The 17568-nt window shown below is 74.2% G+C and carries 15 protein-coding genes and 2 riboswitches; of the genes, 1 reads left to right on the forward strand and 14 read right to left on the reverse strand.

The window, feature by feature from the left end; all coding sequences use genetic code 11:
* The 5 genes from ACLQ22_RS28255 to gcvT form a co-directional block, all read right to left on the reverse strand.
* Positions 1–331: serine dehydratase beta chain (locus ACLQ22_RS28255; protein ID WP_425694977.1), on the reverse strand; the 331-nt coding region annotated here is incomplete at its 3' end.
* A 43-nt stretch (positions 332–374) separates the two neighbouring features.
* The gene (locus tag ACLQ22_RS28260) at positions 375–1310 is read right to left on the reverse strand and encodes a proline dehydrogenase family protein (RefSeq protein WP_425694978.1); all 936 of its coding nucleotides are present in this window, start codon (positions 1308–1310) and stop codon (positions 375–377) included.
* Positions 1311–1415: 105 nt separating this feature from the next.
* Positions 1416–2690 carry a serine hydroxymethyltransferase gene (gene glyA / locus ACLQ22_RS28265; RefSeq protein WP_425694979.1) on the reverse strand — a complete coding sequence of 425 codons (1275 nt, stop codon included), beginning with the start codon at positions 2688–2690 and terminating at the stop codon, positions 1416–1418.
* Positions 2687–3079, reverse strand: a complete 393-nt coding sequence (gene gcvH, locus ACLQ22_RS28270; RefSeq protein WP_425694980.1) for a glycine cleavage system protein GcvH — start codon at positions 3077–3079, stop codon at positions 2687–2689. Before gcvH ends, glyA begins: the two co-directional genes overlap by 4 nt.
* 33 nt (positions 3080–3112) lie before the next feature.
* A complete protein-coding gene (gene gcvT, locus ACLQ22_RS28275) occupies positions 3113–4240 on the reverse strand; it encodes a glycine cleavage system aminomethyltransferase GcvT (RefSeq protein WP_425694981.1) in 1128 nt (375 codons plus the stop codon).
* 52 nt (positions 4241–4292) lie between these two features.
* Positions 4293–4373, reverse strand: a riboswitch (glycine riboswitch).
* A 5-nt stretch (positions 4374–4378) separates the two neighbouring features.
* A riboswitch (glycine riboswitch) is annotated at positions 4379–4471 on the reverse strand.
* Between the two features lie 259 nt (positions 4472–4730).
* On the opposite strand from gcvT, the gene ACLQ22_RS28280 reads away from it, so the two are divergent.
* On the forward strand, positions 4731–7277 hold the full coding sequence (locus tag ACLQ22_RS28280; RefSeq protein WP_425694982.1) for a collagenase: 2547 nt from the start codon (positions 4731–4733) through the stop codon (positions 7275–7277).
* A 135-nt stretch (positions 7278–7412) separates the two neighbouring features.
* On the opposite strand, the gene ACLQ22_RS28285 is transcribed toward ACLQ22_RS28280, so the two are convergent.
* The 9 genes from ACLQ22_RS28285 to ACLQ22_RS28325 all read right to left on the reverse strand — a co-directional run bounded on the left by ACLQ22_RS28285 (position 7413) and on the right by ACLQ22_RS28325 (position 17330).
* Positions 7413–8807, reverse strand: a complete 1395-nt coding sequence (locus ACLQ22_RS28285; protein ID WP_425694983.1) for an NAD(P)/FAD-dependent oxidoreductase — start codon at positions 8805–8807, stop codon at positions 7413–7415.
* Complete coding sequence (locus ACLQ22_RS28290) at positions 8804–9055, reverse strand: (2Fe-2S)-binding protein (RefSeq protein ID WP_425694984.1); 252 nt, start codon at positions 9053–9055, stop codon at positions 8804–8806. The genes ACLQ22_RS28285 and ACLQ22_RS28290 overlap by 4 nt, the downstream gene beginning before the upstream one ends.
* Positions 9042–10190, reverse strand: a complete 1149-nt coding sequence (locus tag ACLQ22_RS28295; RefSeq protein WP_425694985.1) for an NAD(P)/FAD-dependent oxidoreductase — start codon at positions 10188–10190, stop codon at positions 9042–9044. The genes ACLQ22_RS28290 and ACLQ22_RS28295 overlap by 14 nt, the downstream gene beginning before the upstream one ends.
* A complete protein-coding gene (locus ACLQ22_RS28300) occupies positions 10187–11602 on the reverse strand; it encodes an aminopeptidase P family protein (protein ID WP_425694986.1) in 1416 nt (471 codons plus the stop codon). The genes ACLQ22_RS28295 and ACLQ22_RS28300 overlap by 4 nt, the downstream gene beginning before the upstream one ends.
* 35 nt (positions 11603–11637) lie before the next feature.
* Positions 11638–13044 carry an aldehyde dehydrogenase family protein gene (locus tag ACLQ22_RS28305; protein WP_425694987.1) on the reverse strand — a complete coding sequence of 469 codons (1407 nt, stop codon included), beginning with the start codon at positions 13042–13044 and terminating at the stop codon, positions 11638–11640.
* Positions 13041–14042 (reverse strand): proline racemase family protein, encoded by a 1002-nt coding sequence (locus tag ACLQ22_RS28310; protein WP_425694988.1) that lies wholly within the window; start codon positions 14040–14042, stop codon positions 13041–13043. The genes ACLQ22_RS28305 and ACLQ22_RS28310 overlap by 4 nt, the downstream gene beginning before the upstream one ends.
* Positions 14042–14935, reverse strand: a complete 894-nt coding sequence (locus tag ACLQ22_RS28315; RefSeq protein ID WP_425694989.1) for a dihydrodipicolinate synthase family protein — start codon at positions 14933–14935, stop codon at positions 14042–14044. The genes ACLQ22_RS28310 and ACLQ22_RS28315 overlap by 1 nt, the downstream gene beginning before the upstream one ends.
* Positions 14936–15092: 157 nt before the next feature.
* Complete coding sequence (locus ACLQ22_RS28320) at positions 15093–15800, reverse strand: GntR family transcriptional regulator (RefSeq protein ID WP_425694990.1); 708 nt, start codon at positions 15798–15800, stop codon at positions 15093–15095.
* A gap of 204 nt (positions 15801–16004) precedes the next feature.
* Positions 16005–17330 carry a flavin monoamine oxidase family protein gene (locus ACLQ22_RS28325; RefSeq protein ID WP_425694991.1) on the reverse strand — a complete coding sequence of 442 codons (1326 nt, stop codon included), beginning with the start codon at positions 17328–17330 and terminating at the stop codon, positions 16005–16007.
* Positions 17331–17568 lie beyond the last annotated feature (238 nt).

Here is a 17568-nt window from a genome sequence, read left to right on the forward strand (position 1 = left end):
CCCGGTCCGGATCGAAGTCGATCTCGTGCGCGTCGAGCAGGCCCAACCGCCGCTCGACACGGACCCGGGCGACCCGCCCGTCGACCGTGTCGGTGTCGACCGTCTCCGGGGCCTCGCCAGCCAGCCCCAGCAGCACCGCCCGGTCGCTGCCGTGGCCATGCCCGGTCGCCCCCAGGGAACCGAACAGCTCGGCCCGGATCCGGGCGGTGCCGGCCAGCAACCCGTCGGCCTTCAGGCCCGCCACGAACGTCCGGGCCGCTCGCATCGGCCCGACGGTGTGCGAACTGGACGGCCCGATGCCCACACTGAAGAGATCGAAAACGCTGATCATGACCGCACTTCCTGTCGCGTCGGCCGCACCCGGCGGCGGTGGCTCAATTGGCGGAACCGGGCGTGAACGAGCGGGCCAGCAGCAGCAGGTTCGCCGGCTTCTCGGCGAGTCGCCGCATGAAGTACGCGTACCAGTCGCGGCCGTACGGCAGGTAGACCCGCATCCGGTTCCCGCCCGAGGCCAGTCGCAGCTGCTCGTTCTCGCGGATCCCGTACAGCATCTGGAACTCGAAGTCCTCGACGCTCCGCCCGCCCTGCCGCGCCAGGTGCAGGGTGTGCTCGATGAGCTTCGGGTCGTGGGTGGCGACCATCGGATACCCCTGCCCCTCCATCAGGATGCGAAGGCACCGCCGGAACTCGTCGTCGACCTGGCGCTTCCTCACGAACGCCACCGAGGCGGGTTCGGCGTAGGCGCCCTTCACCAGGCGGACCCGGCTGCCCGGGTGGGCGAGCCGCCGGCAGTCGTCCGCCGTGCGCCGCAGGCACGCCTGGAGGGCGACGCCGACCCACGGGAACTCCGCCCGCAGGTCGCCGAGCAGGGAGAGGGTCGCGTCGACGGTGGTGTGGTCCTCCATGTCGATCGTGACGCCTGAGCCGACGGCCGCGGCGGCGGCACAGACGTCGCGCGTGAGCCGCAGGGCGTGCCCGTACCCGTCGCCCGGCAACGACCCACCGAGCGCCGAGACCTTCAGTGAGACCTCGGCGGCGGTGGCCAGGTCCGCCGCGTGCAGCGACCGCAGCAGCGCGAGGTACGTGTCGCGGGTGGCCTCGGCCTGCGCGAGCGCCGTCGTCCCCTCGCCGAGGTGGTCGATCGTGACCTGTAGGCCCACCCCGGCGAGCCGGCGGGCCACCCCGACCACTTCACGTTCCTCCTCGCCCGCGACGAACCGGTGGACGATTCCTCGGGTCAGGGACGATCGCGAGACCAGTGCGCGCATGCGGTCGTTCTCCGCGGCCAGGAGCAGGAGCTTGTTCGGCATGGAACGCCTTTCCGGAGAGCCGAATCCCGATTCCGTCGCCTGACGGCGGCGGGCGGGGTGGGTGCCGCCGGGAGCGCGGTGTCCGCACGCGCCCCGGCGGTTGGTTCACGGGCGGGCCGTGGGGCCCGCGTAGAGCGGGTGCCGGTCGGCGAGGCGGCGGACCCGCGCCCGCAGTTCCTCGCCGCCCTCGCCCGTCGTCAACGCGGTGGCGACGATGTCGGCGACCTCGGCGAAGTCGGCGTCGTCGAAGCCCCGGGTGGCCAGCCCCGGCGTGCCGATCCGCAGTCCCGAGGTCACCATCGGCGGACGGGGGTCGAACGGCACGGCGTTGCGGTTGACGGTGACGTCGATGCTCTGGAGCAGCCGCTCCGCCTGGAGGCCGTCCAGCTTCGCCGCGCGCAGGTCGACCAGCACCAGGTGTACGTCGGTGCCGCCGCCGACCACCCGGATGCCGGCGTCGTGGGCGTCGGCGGCGCCCAGGCGCCCGGCGACGATCCGCGCTCCGCGCAGGGCGCGCCGTTGCTGGTCGCGGAACTCCTCGCCGGCGGCGATGCGGAACGCCACCGCCTTGCCTGCGATGGTGTGTTCCAGCGGGCCGCCCTGCTGGCCGGGGAAGACCGCCGAGTCGAGACGCCGGGCCAGGTCGGTGTCCGCGCTGAGGATGGCGCCGCCACGCGGGCCACCGAGCGTCTTGTGGGTGGTCAGGGTGACCACGTGGGCGTGCGGCACCGGGTTGGGATGCAGCCCGGCGGCGACCAGCCCGGCGAAGTGCGCCATGTCGACCAGCAGGTACGCGCCGGCGGCGTCGGCGATGCGGCGGAACCGCGCGAAGTCCAGGGTCCTCGGGTACGCCGACCAGCCCGCCACCAGCATCTTCGGCCGGTGCTCGTGCGCCAGCCGCTCGACGGCGTCCATGTCGACGAGGAAGCTCTCGGCGTCCACCCGGTAGCCCACCGCCCGGTACAGCCGGCCCGAGAAGTTGAGCCGCATCCCGTGGGTCAGGTGGCCGCCGTGCGCGAGGTCGAGGCCCAGGATGGTGTCCCCGGGGTCGAGTAGGGCCGCCATCACCGCGGCGTTGGCCTGGCTGCCGGAGTGCGGTTGCACGTTGGCGTACGCGGCGCCGAAGAGCCGCCTCGCCCGCTCGATCGCCAGGCGCTCGACGGTGTCGACGTGCTCGCAGCCGCCGTAGTACCGCCGGCCGGGGTAGCCCTCGGCGTACTTGTTGGTGAGGACCGAGCCCTGCGCCTCCAGGACCGCCCGGGGCGCGTGGTTCTCCGAGGCGATCATGCCGAGGGTCCGCCGCTGCCGGTGCAGCTCGGCGGCGACCGCCTCGGCGATCTCCGGGTCGACGTCGATCAGTTCACGGTCGAGGAGGGTCATGCCGCACCCGCCCCGTCGGCGTCGGCCAGGTAGGCGCGGTACTCGTCGGCGGTCATCAGCGCCGGCGCGTCGGTCAGCCGCACCCGCACCAGCCAGCCCGCCCCGTACGGGTCGGTGCCGATCAGGTCCGGGTCGGCGACGACCGCCTCGTTGGTGGCGACGATCTCGCCGCTCACCGGCATGTACAGCTCGGCCACCGACTTGGTGGACTCCACCTCGCCGCAGACCTCGCCCACGCTCAGGTGGGTGCCCGGCTCGGGCAGTTCGGCGTAGATGATGTCGCCGAGGGCGGCGGCGGCGAACGCGGTGATGCCCACGGCCGCCGGTTCGGCCGTGTCGTCGATCCACTCGTGGTTGCGGCTGTAGCGCAGACGCGCGGGTACGTCCATGGTCGTCACTCCTGGGGGATGGGTCGGTTAGCGTCAGCGCGGACGGCGGTAGAACGGCAGCGGGGTGGTGCGCACCGGCTCGGTGGTTCCTCGCACGACGACGCCCAGCCGGGACCGGGCCTCGATCGCGTCGGCGTGGACGTGGGCCATCGCGACGGGCCGGTCGAGCGCCGGTGACAGCGCACCGCTGGTGACCACGCCGACGGGCCGCGCCGGTACGCCGTCTGCCAGCGCGACCACCGGGTGGCCGGTCCTCGGCACGCGTCGCCCGGTTCCGGTCAATCCCACGAGGACGGTGGCGGCCCCGGCGTCCCGGCGCTCGGCCAACGCGGCCCGGCCGACGAAGTCGCCCGGCTTGGTGAAGGACACCACCCGTCCCAGGCCCGCCTCGAAGGGGGTGACGCCCTGGTGCAGCTCGCACCCGTACAGCGGCATCCCGGCCTCGATGCGCAGCGTGTCCCGGCAGGCCAGCCCGGCCGGCGTCAGCCCGTGCCCGGCGCCGGCGGCGAGCAGCGCGCGCCAGACGTCTTCCGCGTCTGCGGCCCGGAGGAAGAACTCGAACCCGTCCTCGCCGGTGTATCCGGTACGGGCGACGATCGCCGGCCGTCCACCGACGTCCACGGCGGTGGCGGTGTAGTAGCGCAGTCGGGTCGGCTCCGCGCCGACCACGGCCCGCACCGTGTCGGCGGCACGTGGGCCCTGCACGGCGATGATGGCCCGCTCGGCGGTGTGGTCGGCGACGGTCGCCGCGTGTCCGGCGCAGCGTAGGTGCAACGCGGCCAGCGCGGTGCGGGTGTTGACGGCGTTGGTCACCAGCAGGTACCGGTCGGCGGCGAGCCGGTAGGCGACCAGGTCGTCGAGCACGCCGCCGGTCTCGTCGCAGAGCATGGTGTAGCGGGCGCCGCCGACCGGCACCGCCGACAGGTGTCCGACCAGCGCGTGGTCCAGCGCCGCCGCGGCGTGCGGCCCGGACACCTCGAGCTGCCCCATGTGGCTGAGGTCGAAGAGGCCGGCACGTTCGCGTACCGCGCGGTGCTCGGCGGTCTCGCTGCCGTAGCGCAGCGGCATCGACCAGCCGGCGAAGCCGGTGAACCGGGCGCCGAGTTCGGCGTGCACAGTGTGCAGGGGTGGGTGGAGCAGGGTCGTCGGACTTTGATGCACGGAGGCCTCCCTCGTTCCGACGCGGTCGCGTCGTACGGTCGGTTGCCTCCCGCTCTGTCATCGACCTGAGAGCTTCACCGCCGGTTGGCGGCTTGCACCGTGGGTGAGACGACTGATCGTCTGCTTTCCAGAGTTCGCCTCACCCGAGCGGTAACGGGGCCTGAGAGTTTCTTGGGAGTTTGCTCCTTCGGCGCCCCGACGGACGGTCGGGATCTCTCCCGCGCGGGTTCGAACGGCGTCTATGTACTTGTGGATTGCCCGCAGACCGTAGGCGACCGCCCGAGCGGCTGTCAACGACAACGCACGGTAGTCGGATCGTCGCCTATATCGATCATCGGCGATCCTTTACACGATGTGTGATGTGTGCCATTGTACTGGCCACCTACGGCGCGGACCCCCACCTGATCGACGGGAATCGACGCCGCCGCCACTCCACACCGCCACCACCTGCCGGCCACCGGGCCGGACCACGAACGCCAGGAGGCGACCCGTGAGAACCACGAGAACACGAAACCGACGCGGCTGGCCCGCCGTCCCGCTCGCGCTGGCGCTGGCGCTCGCGCTGACCCCGACGGCCTCCTCCGGCACCGCGCACGCGGCGCCACCGCCCAGGCCGACCGGCGCCGCCCCGAGCGACGCCGGCCTCGGCTCCGGCGCCGGTGACGCCCACGTCCGGCGGGCGCCGCTGCCGCTGAGCGAGCGGGCCCCGCTCCCCTCGTCCCGTGCGGAGCTGCGCCGCGACTACGACCGGCCCGACGACGGGGGGCGGCGCAACGCCCCGTCGACGCGCGGGGCGGCCGCCGCGCCCTGCGCGGTCGGCGACTTCACGAGCCGGACCGGCAGCGCCCTGGTGCAGCAGATCAGGGCGTCCACCACCGACTGCGTGAACACCCTGTTCAGCCTCTCCGGAAGCGACGCCTCCCAGGCCTTCCGCGAGGCGCAGATGACCAGCGTGGCGTACGGGCTGCGGGACAACGCCGCCGCCTACGACGGCACCAACGGCACGGGTACCGCCCAGCTCGTGCTGTACCTGCGGGCCGGGTACTACGTGCAGTGGAACCACCCCGCCACCGTGGGCTCGTACGGCCCCGGCCTGCGCACCGCCATCCGCGCCGGGCTGGACACGTTCTTCGCCAACGGCCGCTCCGGCGACGTCAACGACGTCAACGGCGAGGTGCTGGCCGAGGCGGTCACCCTCATCGACAGCGCGGAGGAGAACGCCCGCTACCTGTACGTGGTGAAGCGGCTGCTGACCGGCTACAACAGCTCGTACGACTCGTCGCGGTGGATGCTCAACGCCGTCAACAACGTCCACACCGTGCTGTTCCGGGGCCACCAGGTGCCCGAGTTCGTCAGCGCCGTCAGCGCCGATCCGAGCGTGCTGGACACGCTGTACGCCTTCGCCACCGGCAAACGGGCCCTGCTCGGCACCGACCGGGGCTACCTGGTCTCCAACGCCGGCCGCGAACTGGGCCGCTTCCTCCAGCACACCGCCCTGCGGTCGAAGGTGCGGCCGCTGGCCCGGGGCCTGCTCGACCTGAGCGCGATGACCGGCTCCACCGCCACCCTCTGGGTCGGCGTCGCGGAGATGACCGACTACTACGACAAGGCGAACTGCGCCTACTACGACACCTGCGACCTCCAGGCGCGCCTGGCCGCGGCGATCCTGCCGGTCACCTTCACCTGCGGCAGCACCATCCGCGTCCGCGCCCAGCAGATGACCTCCGCCCAGCTCGACTGGGCGTGCGCGAGCATGCGCAACCAGGACGCCTACTTCCACTCGGTGGCGGCGGACAAGGGTCCGGTCGCCGACGACCGCAACACGACCATCGAGGTGGTGGTCTTCGACTCCAGCGCCGACTACCAGACGTACGGCGGGCCGATGTTCGGCATCGACACGAACAACGGCGGCATGTACCTCGAAGGCGACCCGGCGGTCGCCGGGAACCAGCCGCGCTTCATCGCCTACGAGGCGGAGTGGCTGCGCCCCACCTTCGAGATCTGGAACCTCAACCACGAGTACACCCACTACCTCGACGGTCGCTTCAACATGTACGGCGACTTCACCGACAACATCGCCACCCCCACCATCTGGTGGATCGAGGGCTTCGCCGAGTACGTGTCGTACTCGTACCGGGAGCTGACCTACGGCACCGCGATCACCGAGGCCGGAAAGAAGACATACCCGCTGCGTACGCTCTTCGACACCACGTACAGCCACGACACCACCCGCGTCTACCGGTGGGGCTACCTGGCGGTGCGGTACATGCTCCAGTCGCACCGCGGCGACGTCACCACGCTGCTCGGGCACTACCGCACGGGCAACTGGAACGCCGCCCGCACGCTGTTGACCGGCACCATCGGCAACCGCTACGACGCCGACTGGTACGCCTGGCTGGACGCCTGCTCGGCCGGCAACTGCGGCGGCGCCACCAACCCGCCCGCGAACCAGGCCCCGGTCGCGGCGTTCACGTCTGCCACCACCGGGCTGAGCGCCACCTTCACCGACCAGTCCACCGACGGCGACGGCAGCATCGCCGCCCGGTCCTGGACCTTCGGTGACGGCACCACCTCGACGGCGACCAACCCCACGAAGACCTACCGCGCCGCCGGCACGTACCCGGTCACGCTCACCGTCACCGACGACAAGGGCGCCACCGCCAGGACCTCCCGGAACGTCACCGTCACCGGCGACCCCGCCGCGCTGCCCGAGTGCACCGGCGGCGACGTACGGACGCTGGGCCGCAACTGTCAGCGCGGCAACCTCCAGGCCACCGCCGGGAACCTGTACTATCTCTACCTCCAGGTTCCGGCCGGCACCGCCAGCCTGACCATCACGTCGTCCGGTGGCACCGGCGACGCGGACCTGTACTACAGCCGCAGCGGCTGGGCCACCACGAGCACGTACACCCAACGGTCGGTCACCAGCGGCAACGGTGAGACGATCACGATCGACAACCCGGCCCCCGGCTACCACTACGTGAGCCTGCACGCCAAGCAGGCGTTCAGCGGGGTCACCGTGCGGTCGCAGTACTGAGGACCCGCGCCACGCCGGTGTGGCCGCCAGCGCTCGCGCGGCGGCCACACCCGCAGGTCGCGCGACCGGCCGGGCCCGGCCCGGCTCCGAGGAAGCGTCGCCGGGCACCACGTGACCGGCGACGCCGTGTGACTCTCACTCTTCGGCGGCGAGTTCGCCGAGCGTGACCGGCTGCGCCAGCGGACGGGACGCGTACCCGGCCAGGTCGGCCGCACCGGCCGTCCGGCCCGCCTCCCGCGCCGCCAGGCAGGCGGTGGCGTAGCCGCAGACCCGCCCCTGGCACCAGCCCATCCCGGCCCGGGTCAGCAGCTTCGCGCCACGGGCATCGGTGGCGGACAGCTCACGCACCGCCCGCCGGACCGCTCCGGCGGGCACCTCCTCGCACCGGCAGACGAGCGTGTCGTCGGCGCACCAGTCCGGCCAGCCGGCCGGCACGGGATGGACCGCGTGCAGCGCCGCCGCGAACCGGCGCAGCCGACGCCGGGCACGCAGCAGACGGTCGTGCCGGCGGGCCGACCAGGGCGGCGGACGGCCGAGAGACAGCGCGGCGGCGCCCCCGGCCAGCTGTCCCTCCACCAGCGCCAGGGCGGCGCCGCCGACGCCGGTGACCTCACCGGCGGCGTACACCCCCGGCACCGAGGTCGTCTGGGCCGCGTCGACGGCCAGCACCAGGCTGCCGTCGGAGTCCAGCCGGGTCGCGCAGCCCAGGGCCACGGCCAACTCCACCTGCGGGGTGAATCCGAAGCCCACCGCGAGGCCGTCGCACTCCACCTCGGTGCCGGTGCCGACCGACACGGTGCCGCCGGGACCGACCGGGGCGACGGTCACCCCGGTCACGTGGTCGGTGCCGTGCGCGGCCACCACCGCCGTCCGGCGGTGGTAGGGCACCGTGTGCCGGAGCATCCGCCAGCCGTAGCGGCCGGCCTCGGCGAGCTTGCCGGCCGCGCCGGCGACCGCACGGAGGTGACGGGCGTACCCCGCCGGGTCGTTCGCCTCGTAGACGCCGACGACGGTGCCGCCCGCCTCGGCGAGGCCGGTCGCGACCGGCAGCAGGAACGGTCCCGTCCCCGCCACCACGATCCGCCGCGCGAAGGTCACCCCCTGGCCCTTGAGCAGGGCCTGGGCGCCGCCGGCGGTCACCACCCCGGGCAGGTCCCAGCCCGGGAACGGCACGACCCGGTCGTGGGCGCCGGTGGCGACGACCAGCCGGCGCCCGTGCACCGCCCCCGATCGGGTCTGCACGGTGAACTCCGGACCGGCGCAGCCCGACGTGGCCCGACGGGACTCGACGAACCAGACGGCGGCGTCGGCGCGGTGGTCGACCCGGCCGAGTTGCTCGCGCAGCCGGGCGAACGTCGACCAGTCGGGGTGGCCGCTGCCGTCCGCGTCGGGCCGGTGCCGCCAGAACTGCCCGCCCGGCCGCAGCCCGGCGTCCAGCACCGCCACCCTGCAGCCGGTCCGCGCCGCCGAGGCCGCCGCGGCCAGCCCGGCCGGTCCGGCGCCGATCACCACCACGTCGTACGCGGTCACGGCCGCGGCCCGTCGTCGTGGGTCTCGACCACGTCGCCCGGGCGGGCGATGACCAGGCAGGCGCGCTGCGACGAGGCCCCGTTGACGCGGACCAGGCAGTCGAAGCAGATTCCGATCCCGCAGAAGATCCCCCGGGGTCGGTCACCGACCCGGGTCCGGCGCCACGAGCGGACGCCGGCGGCGAGCAGCGCGGCGGCGATCGTCCGTCGCCCGTCGGTCGGGACGGGACGGCCGTCAAAGGTGAACATCATGGCGCTCCGGGGCGAATGGTCGTAGGTCCACGTCCGGGCGGCGCCCGGTCAGCAGCGCCGCGACGGCGTGCCCGGTGGCCGGGGCGAGACCGATCCCGGCCCCCTCGTGGCCGGCGGCGTGGTAAAGGCCCGGCACCCGGGGATCGGCGCCGATCATCGGCAGGTGGTCGGGGCTGTAGGGCCGGAACCCCCGGTAGGCGCGGATCGCCGAGACCCGGCCGAGGACCGGGAAGAGCCGGACCGCTCCCGCCGCCAGCCGGCGCAGCGCCGGCAGCGGGAAGGTCGGATCGAATCCCACCCGTTCCCGGGTGGAGCCGATCAGGATCGTGCCCGCCCTGGTGCCCTCCACCACCGGCGACACCTCCAGGTCGCCCGTGCTGCGGCCGACGTTGGCGACGTAGCCGGCCGCGTACACCTTGTGCCGGACCAGTGGCGGCAGCGCCTCGGTGACGAGGATGAAGCCGCGCCGGGGCAGGATCGGCAGCTCGACGCCGGCCAGGGCGGCGACCTCGCCGGCCCAGACGCCGGCGGCGTTGACCACCGTCGTGGTGTGCAGCGTTCCCCGGTCGGTCACCACGCCCCGGACCGCTCCCGCGGGGTCGCGGCGCACACCGACGACCGTGGTCCCGGTCAGCACCCGCACCCGGGCGGCGCGCAGCAGGTGGGCGGCGGCCAGCATCGGCTGCACCTGCGTGTCCTGCGGATAGTGCACGCCGCCGGCGAGGTCCCGGGCCAGGTGCGGCTCGTGGTCGGGCAACGCGTCGGCGGCAACCTCGTACGCCTCGACCCCGGCCCCGCGCTGGCTCGCGGCGAACGCCCGCAGCGCGGCGTGTTCGGCCGGCGAGGCGGCCACCACCAGGCCGCCCTTGTGTTCCAGCTCGATGCGTTCCGCGCCCAGGGTCTCCCCGAGTTCCCGCCACAGGGCGACGGAGTGGCGGGCCAGCGCCAGCTCCGGCCCGGGCGGCTTGTCGGAGACGAGGATGTTGCCCTCGCCGGCGCCGGTGGTGCCGGCGGCCACTCCGCCCCGGTCGACCACGGTGACGGTCAGTCCGGCGCGGGCGGCGTAGTAGGCGCAGGCGACGCCGACCATGCCCGCCCCGATGACGACGACGTCCGGGCTGGCGGTGGTCATGAAGCGATGCGGTGCATCCACGCCTCGACGTCGTCCGCGCGGCGGGGCAGGTCGTCGGAGAGCATGCGGTATCCGTCGTCGGTGATCAGCACGTCCTCCTCGATGCGCATGCCCAGCCCGCGCAGCTCGGCGGGGATGAGTTCGTCGTCCGGCTGGAAGTACAGTCCCGGTTCCACGGTCAGCACGTGACCGGCCGCGAGCCGGCCGTCCAGGTAGGTGTCGGACCGGGCGGCGGCGCAGTCGTGCACGTCCAGCCCGAGCATGTGGCCCGAGCCGCAGAGGGTCCACCGGCGGTGCAGGCCGCAGTCCTCCGCCAACGACTGCTCCGGCGTGCAGGGCAGCACCCCGAGATCCGCCAGCCCGTGCACCAGCACGGTCATCGCCGCCTCGTGGAAAGCCCGGAACCGCGCGCCCGGCCGCAGGCACTCCAGCGCGGCGTCGTTGGCCCGCCGGCACAGCTCGTACAGGTCACGCTGCAAGGGGCTGAACCGGCCGGAGACCGGCAGCACCCGGGTGATGTCGGCGGTGTACAGCGACCGGGTCTCCGCCCCGGCGTCGAGCAGCAGCAGGTCACCGTCGCGGACCGGCCCGTCGTTGTCGTTCCAGTGCAGGGTCGCCGCGTGCGCGCCGGCGGCCACGATGGACTGGTAGCCGACGTCGTTGCCCTCCAGCCGGGCGCGCTGCCAGAACACCCCCTCCAGATACCGCTCGGACGTACGCATCGCCATCGGCAGCGCCCGCACCACGTCTTCGAAGCCCCGGGTCGTGGTGGCCACCGCCTGCTCCAACTGGGCGATCTCCCAGGGGTCCTTGAGCAGGCGGAGTTCGGCCAGCACCGTGGCGAACTCGGCATCGCCGGCGGTGGCCCCGCCGCCGAGCAGCGCGTCGACGCCCCGGTCGACGCCGCGCAGCACCCGGGTCGGCGTGTGCGCCCCGGCCAGCGCCGGCGCCAGCTCGGCGACGTGGCGGGTCGGCAGGGCGAGCCGCCGGCTGCTCTCCCCCAGCGTGGGGCGCCGGCCGGCCCACAGCTCGCCGTAGACCCGGTCCCGGAAGAACTCGCCGTCCTTGCGCCCCGAGCGTGGGCGCAGGAACAGCGTGGTGTCCCCGTCGGGTTCGATCACCAGGACGCCGTCGGAGGACTGATCGCCGGTCAGCCAGGTGTAGGCCGAGTGGGGCCGGAAGCGGAAGTTCTGGTCGTTGGAGCGCTGCTTGTATTCTCCGGCCGGGACCACCAGGCGCTGGCCGGGGAACAGGTCGTGCAGTCGCGCGCGCCGGGTCGCGGCCCAGCCGGCGACCTCGTCGACCGGCAGGTCGTACTGCTCGGTGTCCGCCCAGCCGGACAGCATGAACTCCTCGAGCGCGGGGCTGACCGGCAGGTCGTGGCTGCCGGTACGCAGGTCGGCGCGGGTCACAGCGGCTCCTTGACGGGGGTGGTTGGTGGGGTGGGTCAGTTGGGTCGCGGCGGCGCCGCGAAGGTGACGGTGCGAACCGAGGTGTAGAAGTGCAGGGCGGCGGTGCCCTGCTCGCGCGGGCCGTAGCTGGAGGCCTTCTCGCCGCCGAACGGCGCGTGGAAGTCCACTCCGGTCGTCGGCGCGTTGACCCGGATCAGGCCGGTGTCGACCCGCCGGGCGACGTCGAGCAGCGCTCCGACGTCGCGGCCGTGCACGGAGGTGACGAGCCCGTACCGCACGTCGTTGATCAGGTCGACGGCGCTGGTCAGGTCCGGCACGGCCAGGATCGTGGCCAGCGGCCCGAACGTCTCCTCCCGGGCCACGGGGTGTGCCGGGTCGAGCCCGTCGATCAGCACCGGCGCGACGTACCAGCCGTCGTCGGCGGTGGACGGGCCGCCCGTGCCGCCGGTGAGCAGCCGCGCCCCGCTCGCCCGCGCGGCCTCGGCGGCGTCGAGGACCCGGTCGCGGGCCGCCGCGTCGATCACCGGGCCGGCGACCACGGTCGCCTCGGCCGGATCGCCGAACCGCAACGACGCCACCGCGGCCACCAGCGCCTCGGTGAACTCCCGCGCGTCTCCCACCACGACGATCCGCCGGGTCGCGGTGCACTTCTGTCCGGCGTACCCCATCGCGGCGTTGGCCAGCAGCGCGGCGGTCTGCCCGAGGTCCGCGTCGGGCAGCACCAGGGCTGCGTTCTGGCCGCCCATCTCCGCCTGCACCGGCAGCCCGGCGCGGGCGGCCGCGACCGCGACCTGAGCGCCGACGGTCGCGGACCCGGTGAACGAGACGACGTCGCTCGCCTCGACGACCGCCCGCCCGGTCTCCGTCCCGCCCGGTACGACGTGCAGCAGCCCGTTCGGCAGCAGCCCGTCGAACAGCCCCTCGACGGCCTCGCCGCAGGCGAGCGCGTCCGGGGAGGGCTTGAGCAGCACGGCGTTGCCGGTGGCGAGCGCCGGTGCGGCCTTCCACAGCGGGATGGCCAGCGGGAAGTTCCACGGCGTGACCAGCCCGGCGACGCCGCGCGGGCGGCGTTCGGTGAAGAGCAGGCCGGGCTGGTGCGCCGGGAGCGAGGGTGCCAGCACGTCACCGGTCGCGGCGTAGCAGGCCTGCGCGTAGTAGTCCAGGATGGCCGCCCCGCGGTCCACCTCGGCGCGGGCCTCGCTCACCGGCTTGCCGACCTCGCGGACGATGAGGTCGGCGACCGCGTCGGCCCGGTCGCGCAGCCGGTCGGCCGCCGCGCGCAGGGCCGAGGCGCGGCCGGCCGGCCCCTCCCGGCACCACCCGGCCTGTGCGGTACGCGCCCGCGCGGCCAGCGCCCGGACCTCCTCCTGCGTTGCCGCGGCCCGCTGGACGACCACGTCGCTCGGGCACTGCGGGGAACGACTCCGAATCAGCTCACTCACCACAGGAATCCCGCCGGGAAGGGGTCGTCAGGGTCGAGGAAGTACTGGGCGGTGCCGGTCAGCCAGGCCCGCCCGGTGACGGTCGGCACCACCGCCGGGCGACCCGCGACGGTGGTGGTGCCGACCAGTCGCCCGACGAACCGGGTGCCGAGCAGGGACTCGTTGACGAAGTCCCGGTCGAACGGGAGCAGGCCCCGGGCGTGCAGCTGCGCCATCCGCGCCGACGTGCCGGTGCCGCAGGGCGACCGGTCGAACCAGCCCGGGTGGATCACCATGGCGTGCCGGGAGTGGCGGGCGTCCGAGCCCTCGCCGGCCAGGTACACGTGGCGGCAGCCGGAGATCTCCGGCTGCTCCGGATGCACCGGCCGGTCGGTGGCGTCGACCGCCGCCATGATGGCCAGTCCGGCCTCCAGCAGCGGCTGTCTGTGGACGCGGTCGAGGCTGAGCCCCAACTCGGCGAGGTCCACCACTGCGTAGAAGTTTCCGCCGTAGGCCAGGTCGTAGCGGACCCGTCCCAGGCCGGGAACGTCCACCACGGCGTCCAGCGCGGCGGCGAAGGACGGGACGTTGCGGATCGTGACGGCGGTGGCGCGGCCGGCGGTCACCGCGACCGACGCCACCACCAGTCCGGCGGGCGTGTCCAGGCGTACGGTGGTCACCGGCTCGGTGACCTCGACCATCCCGGTCTCGACCAGCACGGTGGCCACGCCGATGGTGCCGTGGCCGCACATCGGCAGGCAGCCGGACACCTCGATGTAGATCACGCCGAAGTCGGCGTCCGGCCGGGTCGGGGGTTGCAGGATCGCCCCGGACATGGCCGAGTGGCCCCGGGGCTCGTACATCAGGAAGGTGCGCAGGTGGTCAAGGTGGGCCATCAGGTGTTCCCGGCGCTGCGCCATGGTGGCGCCGGGGATCACCGGGACTCCGCCGGTGACCACCCGGGTGGGCATCCCCTCCGTGTGCGAGTCGACCACGTGGATGACGCGGTTGGTGCGCATCAGCGGTGACCCGCCGCGAGAAGCCGCTCGGTGGTCTCCCGGATCTCGGTGACGACCGCCGGGGGCAGGGGCTGGCGTGGCTGGCGGGTGGGTCCGCCCGGCCGGCCGGCCACGTCCATGGAGAGCTTGATCGCCTGGACGAACTCCGACCGGGAGTCCCAGCGCAGCAGCGGGTGCAGCGTCCGGTACAGCGGCACGGCGGTCGCCAGGTCCCCGGCGACGACGGCCTGGTAGAGGCGGGCGCAACTGTCCGGGATGGCGTTCTGGTAGCCGCCGATCCAGCCGACCGCGCCGGCCATCAGCAGTTCGAGGGCGACGTCGTCGGCGCCGGCCAGCAGGTCGAGGCCGGGAGCGAGTTCGGCGATCTCGTACGCGCGGCGGACGTCGCCGCTGAACTCCTTGACCGCGACCACGAGGCCCTCGTCGAAGAGCCGCCGCAGCAGTGCCGGCGTGAGGTCGACGCGGGTGTCGAGCGGATTGTTGTAGGCGACGATCGGCAGGCCGGCCTTGGCCACCTCCCGGTAGTGGGCCAGCACGGCCGCGTCGTCGGCGCGGTAGGCGGTGGGCGGCAGCAGCATCACGGCCTGGCAGCCCGCCTCGGCCGCCTGGTCCGCCCAGCGTCGCGCCTCGTCCGCGCCGTACGCCGACACGCCGGGAACCACCGAGAAGCCGGCCGGTGCCGCCTGCACCGCGGTCCGCACGACGGCCTCGCGTTCCCCGGCGCTGAGGACCTGGTACTCCCCCAGCGAGCCGTTCGGGACGACGCCGCGGCAACCGTTCTCGGCGAGCCAGCCGACGTGCGCCGCGTACGCGCCGAGGTCGACACTCAGGTCACGGGAGTCGAACGGCAGGGCGGTGGCCGCCAGGACGCCCCGCCACGGAATCTGTTCCACGCCACCTCCAGTAAAATGTTACATGGCACCGTAGCACGGCTGTCGGGGACGTCACCAGGTGCGAACGGTGTTCCTCTTCCGGCACCGGCGCCCGTCGTCGGCGCGGTGATGTGCGGCAGCGGACCGGGAGATGGCGGCCCGCGGCGACGCGCCCCGGCTAACGCTCGGGTCGGTCGGCCCAGATTCCGCGCACGTGCCGCAGGTGGCTGCGCATCAGGTCCACGACCCCGTCCCGGTCCCCCGCCGCGAACAGCTCCATGAGCTGGACGTGCTCGTCCGCCGAGTCGACCAGCCGGCCGTCCCTGACCAGTGCGTCGAGCCCGTACAGGCGGGTGCGGTTACGCAGGTCGGCCACCGTCTCCACCAGCCGCAGGTTGCCGCCCGCGCGCAGCAGGGTCAGGTGGAACTCGCTGTCCGCCTCGATGTACGCCACGACGTCGCCCCGGCTCGCGGCCCTGACGATGGCCTCCGCGAGCCCCCGGAGCTCGCGCAACTGCTCCGCCGAGAGCCGGCCCACCTGCTCGGCCACGACCGGGATCTCCAGCAGTTCCCGGATCTGCGTGATCTCGTCGAGTTCCCGCTCGGACAGGGAACGGATCCGGAAGCCCTTGTTCTTGACGATCGTGATCAGGCCCTCCTTGGCCAGATCGAGGATCGCCTCGCGCACGGGCGTCGGGGAGACCCCGAACTGCGTCGCCAGGGTGGGCGCCGAATAGATGGTGCCGGGCCTGATCTGGCCCGCCACGATCGCGGCGCGCAGCGCGTGCGCCACCTCCTCGCGCAGGCTCTGCCGCCCCTGGATGGCCGCCAGCGCCAGCCCTGACCCGGCGGCGCCGGCACCGCCCGCCTGCCAGTCGGCCGTCACAACCACTCCACCCTGCTCAGCTCACCGGGGGCGGTGAGGTGACCCCTCGTCCCGACGAACACCGGTCGACGCACGTACGCCGAGGTTGGAGCTTACCGGTCGACGCGGCACCGGCCGGGCACCTCCTCGCCCGGCCTCCGGTCGGTGCCAACGGCGACCGCCACCGCCGAGCGGCTGAGCCGCCGAGCAGCCGGCCCCGCCGCGTCAACCGCCCGGCTGCGCCAGGATCTCCGCGGCCGCCCGCTCGCCGGCCTCGATCGCCCCGTCCAGGTAACCCGCCCACCGGGTGGCGGTCTCCGTGCCGGCCCAGTGCACCCGCCCCACCGGCTGGCGCAGCTCCGGGCCGTAGCCGCACCAGGAGCCGGGGGTAGGCGCCCCGCAGAAGCAACCGCGCGTCCACTCGTCGGCCGACCAGTCGTACTCGACGAACTCCTCGGGCCGCCGGGCGGCCGGTCCGGCGACGGCGGCGAGGGCGTCGAGCAGGCTCGCCCTGCGCTCCGGCGGCGGCATCCGTCGCAGCGCGTTCGCCTCCGGGCCGTAGCTGAACGCGGTGAGCACCCCGCGTGGGGAGGCCGGGGTGCTGTTGTCCACCGTCTCGGTGACCGGCCCGGCGAGGCAGAACGCGACGCCGGAACGGCCGTCGGCGCGCCAGAACGGCTCCGGGTAGATCGCGTGGACCTTGATCGCCGAGCCCATCGGCATCCGCTGGGTGAGCGCGTCGCGCAGGGGCGGCAGCGGCGGGTCGTACCGGATGCGCCCGGCCAGCGTCGGCGGCACGGCGACCACCACCGCGTCCGCCTCGACGCGGCCGGTGTCGGTGTGCACGACCACGCCGGCGCGGTCCTGCGCGATGGCCCGCACGGGCGCGGACAGCCGTACCGCGTCCGGGCCGAGGGCGGCGGCCAGCGCCTCGGCCAGCACCGGCGGTCCGCCGACGATCCGGTCCTGCTGCGCGCCGCCGGCCATGGCGAGCAACGCCCGGCTGCCGCCGCCGGAGCGCAGGTAGAACGCCAGTTGGAGCACGGAGATCTCGTCCGGGCCGGCGGCCAGCAGCCCGCCCGCGAGCAGCCGCCCGAGGTACCGGGCGGTGGCCGGGTCCGGCGCGGCCGTGCGCAGCCAGCCGGCCAGCGTCGTACGGTCCCACTCGGCGGCCTCGGCTCCCGCCCACGGCGCGGCCGGGTCGACCCGCTCGGCGTACGCGTCGAGCAGGTCGAGGACCCGCGCGGCGGCCTCGGGCGCCCCGGCGTGCCGGCCGTCGGGGAACAGCACGCCCGACGCGCCGTACGCGGCGGACGGGAAGGTGGCGATCCCGTACCGCGCAAGCAGCCCGTTGACCCGGTCCTGGGTGGGGCCGACCCACTGGGCCCCGAGATCGAGCTGGGTGCCGTCGGCCAGCCACCGGGTGAGCACCCGCCCGCCCACCCGGTCCCGCGCCTCCAGCACCCGCGTCCGCACGCCGGCGCGGGCGAGCGCGAGCGCGGCGGCCAGCCCGGAGAAGCCGGCGCCGACCACGACGACCTCGGTTCCCATGCGGCGGCATACCCGTTCCCGCCGCCGCCATGACCCCGACGCCGGATCGCGGCAGCCGGCGGCGGAGGCCGCGTGCAGCCCCGGCGATCGGGCGGGTCAAACGCCGGCCGTCGATGCGCGCGCCGACAGTCGGCATCGAGACACATGAGCGTGCGGGGCTGCGCGGTCGGCCCCGGACGGGCCATCCTTGTCCGGTGCGGCTGTCGCCCGTCCGACGACGGTGGGTGCGGTGCGCGGA

Source organism: Micromonospora sp. DT178 (assembly GCF_049841695.1).
GTDB lineage: Bacteria > Actinomycetota > Actinomycetes > Mycobacteriales > Micromonosporaceae > Micromonospora.

Excerpts from the sequence above, each read along its gene's own strand:
- glyA (WP_425694979.1), bottom strand. The coding sequence starts at position 2,690 with ATGACCCTCCTCGACCGTGAACTGATCGACGTCGACCCGGAGATCGCC.
- ACLQ22_RS28295 (WP_425694985.1), bottom strand. The coding sequence starts at position 10,190 with ATGACCACCGCCAGCCCGGACGTCGTCGTCATCGGGGCGGGCATGGTC.
- ACLQ22_RS28260 (WP_425694978.1), bottom strand. The coding sequence starts at position 1,310 with ATGCCGAACAAGCTCCTGCTCCTGGCCGCGGAGAACGACCGCATGCGC.
- ACLQ22_RS28290 (WP_425694984.1), bottom strand. The coding sequence starts at position 9,055 with ATGTTCACCTTTGACGGCCGTCCCGTCCCGACCGACGGGCGACGGACG.
- ACLQ22_RS28310 (WP_425694988.1), bottom strand. The coding sequence starts at position 14,042 with ATGCGCACCAACCGCGTCATCCACGTGGTCGACTCGCACACGGAGGGG.
- gcvH (WP_425694980.1), bottom strand. The coding sequence starts at position 3,079 with ATGGACGTACCCGCGCGTCTGCGCTACAGCCGCAACCACGAGTGGATC.
- ACLQ22_RS28325 (WP_425694991.1), bottom strand. The coding sequence starts at position 17,330 with ATGGGAACCGAGGTCGTCGTGGTCGGCGCCGGCTTCTCCGGGCTGGCC.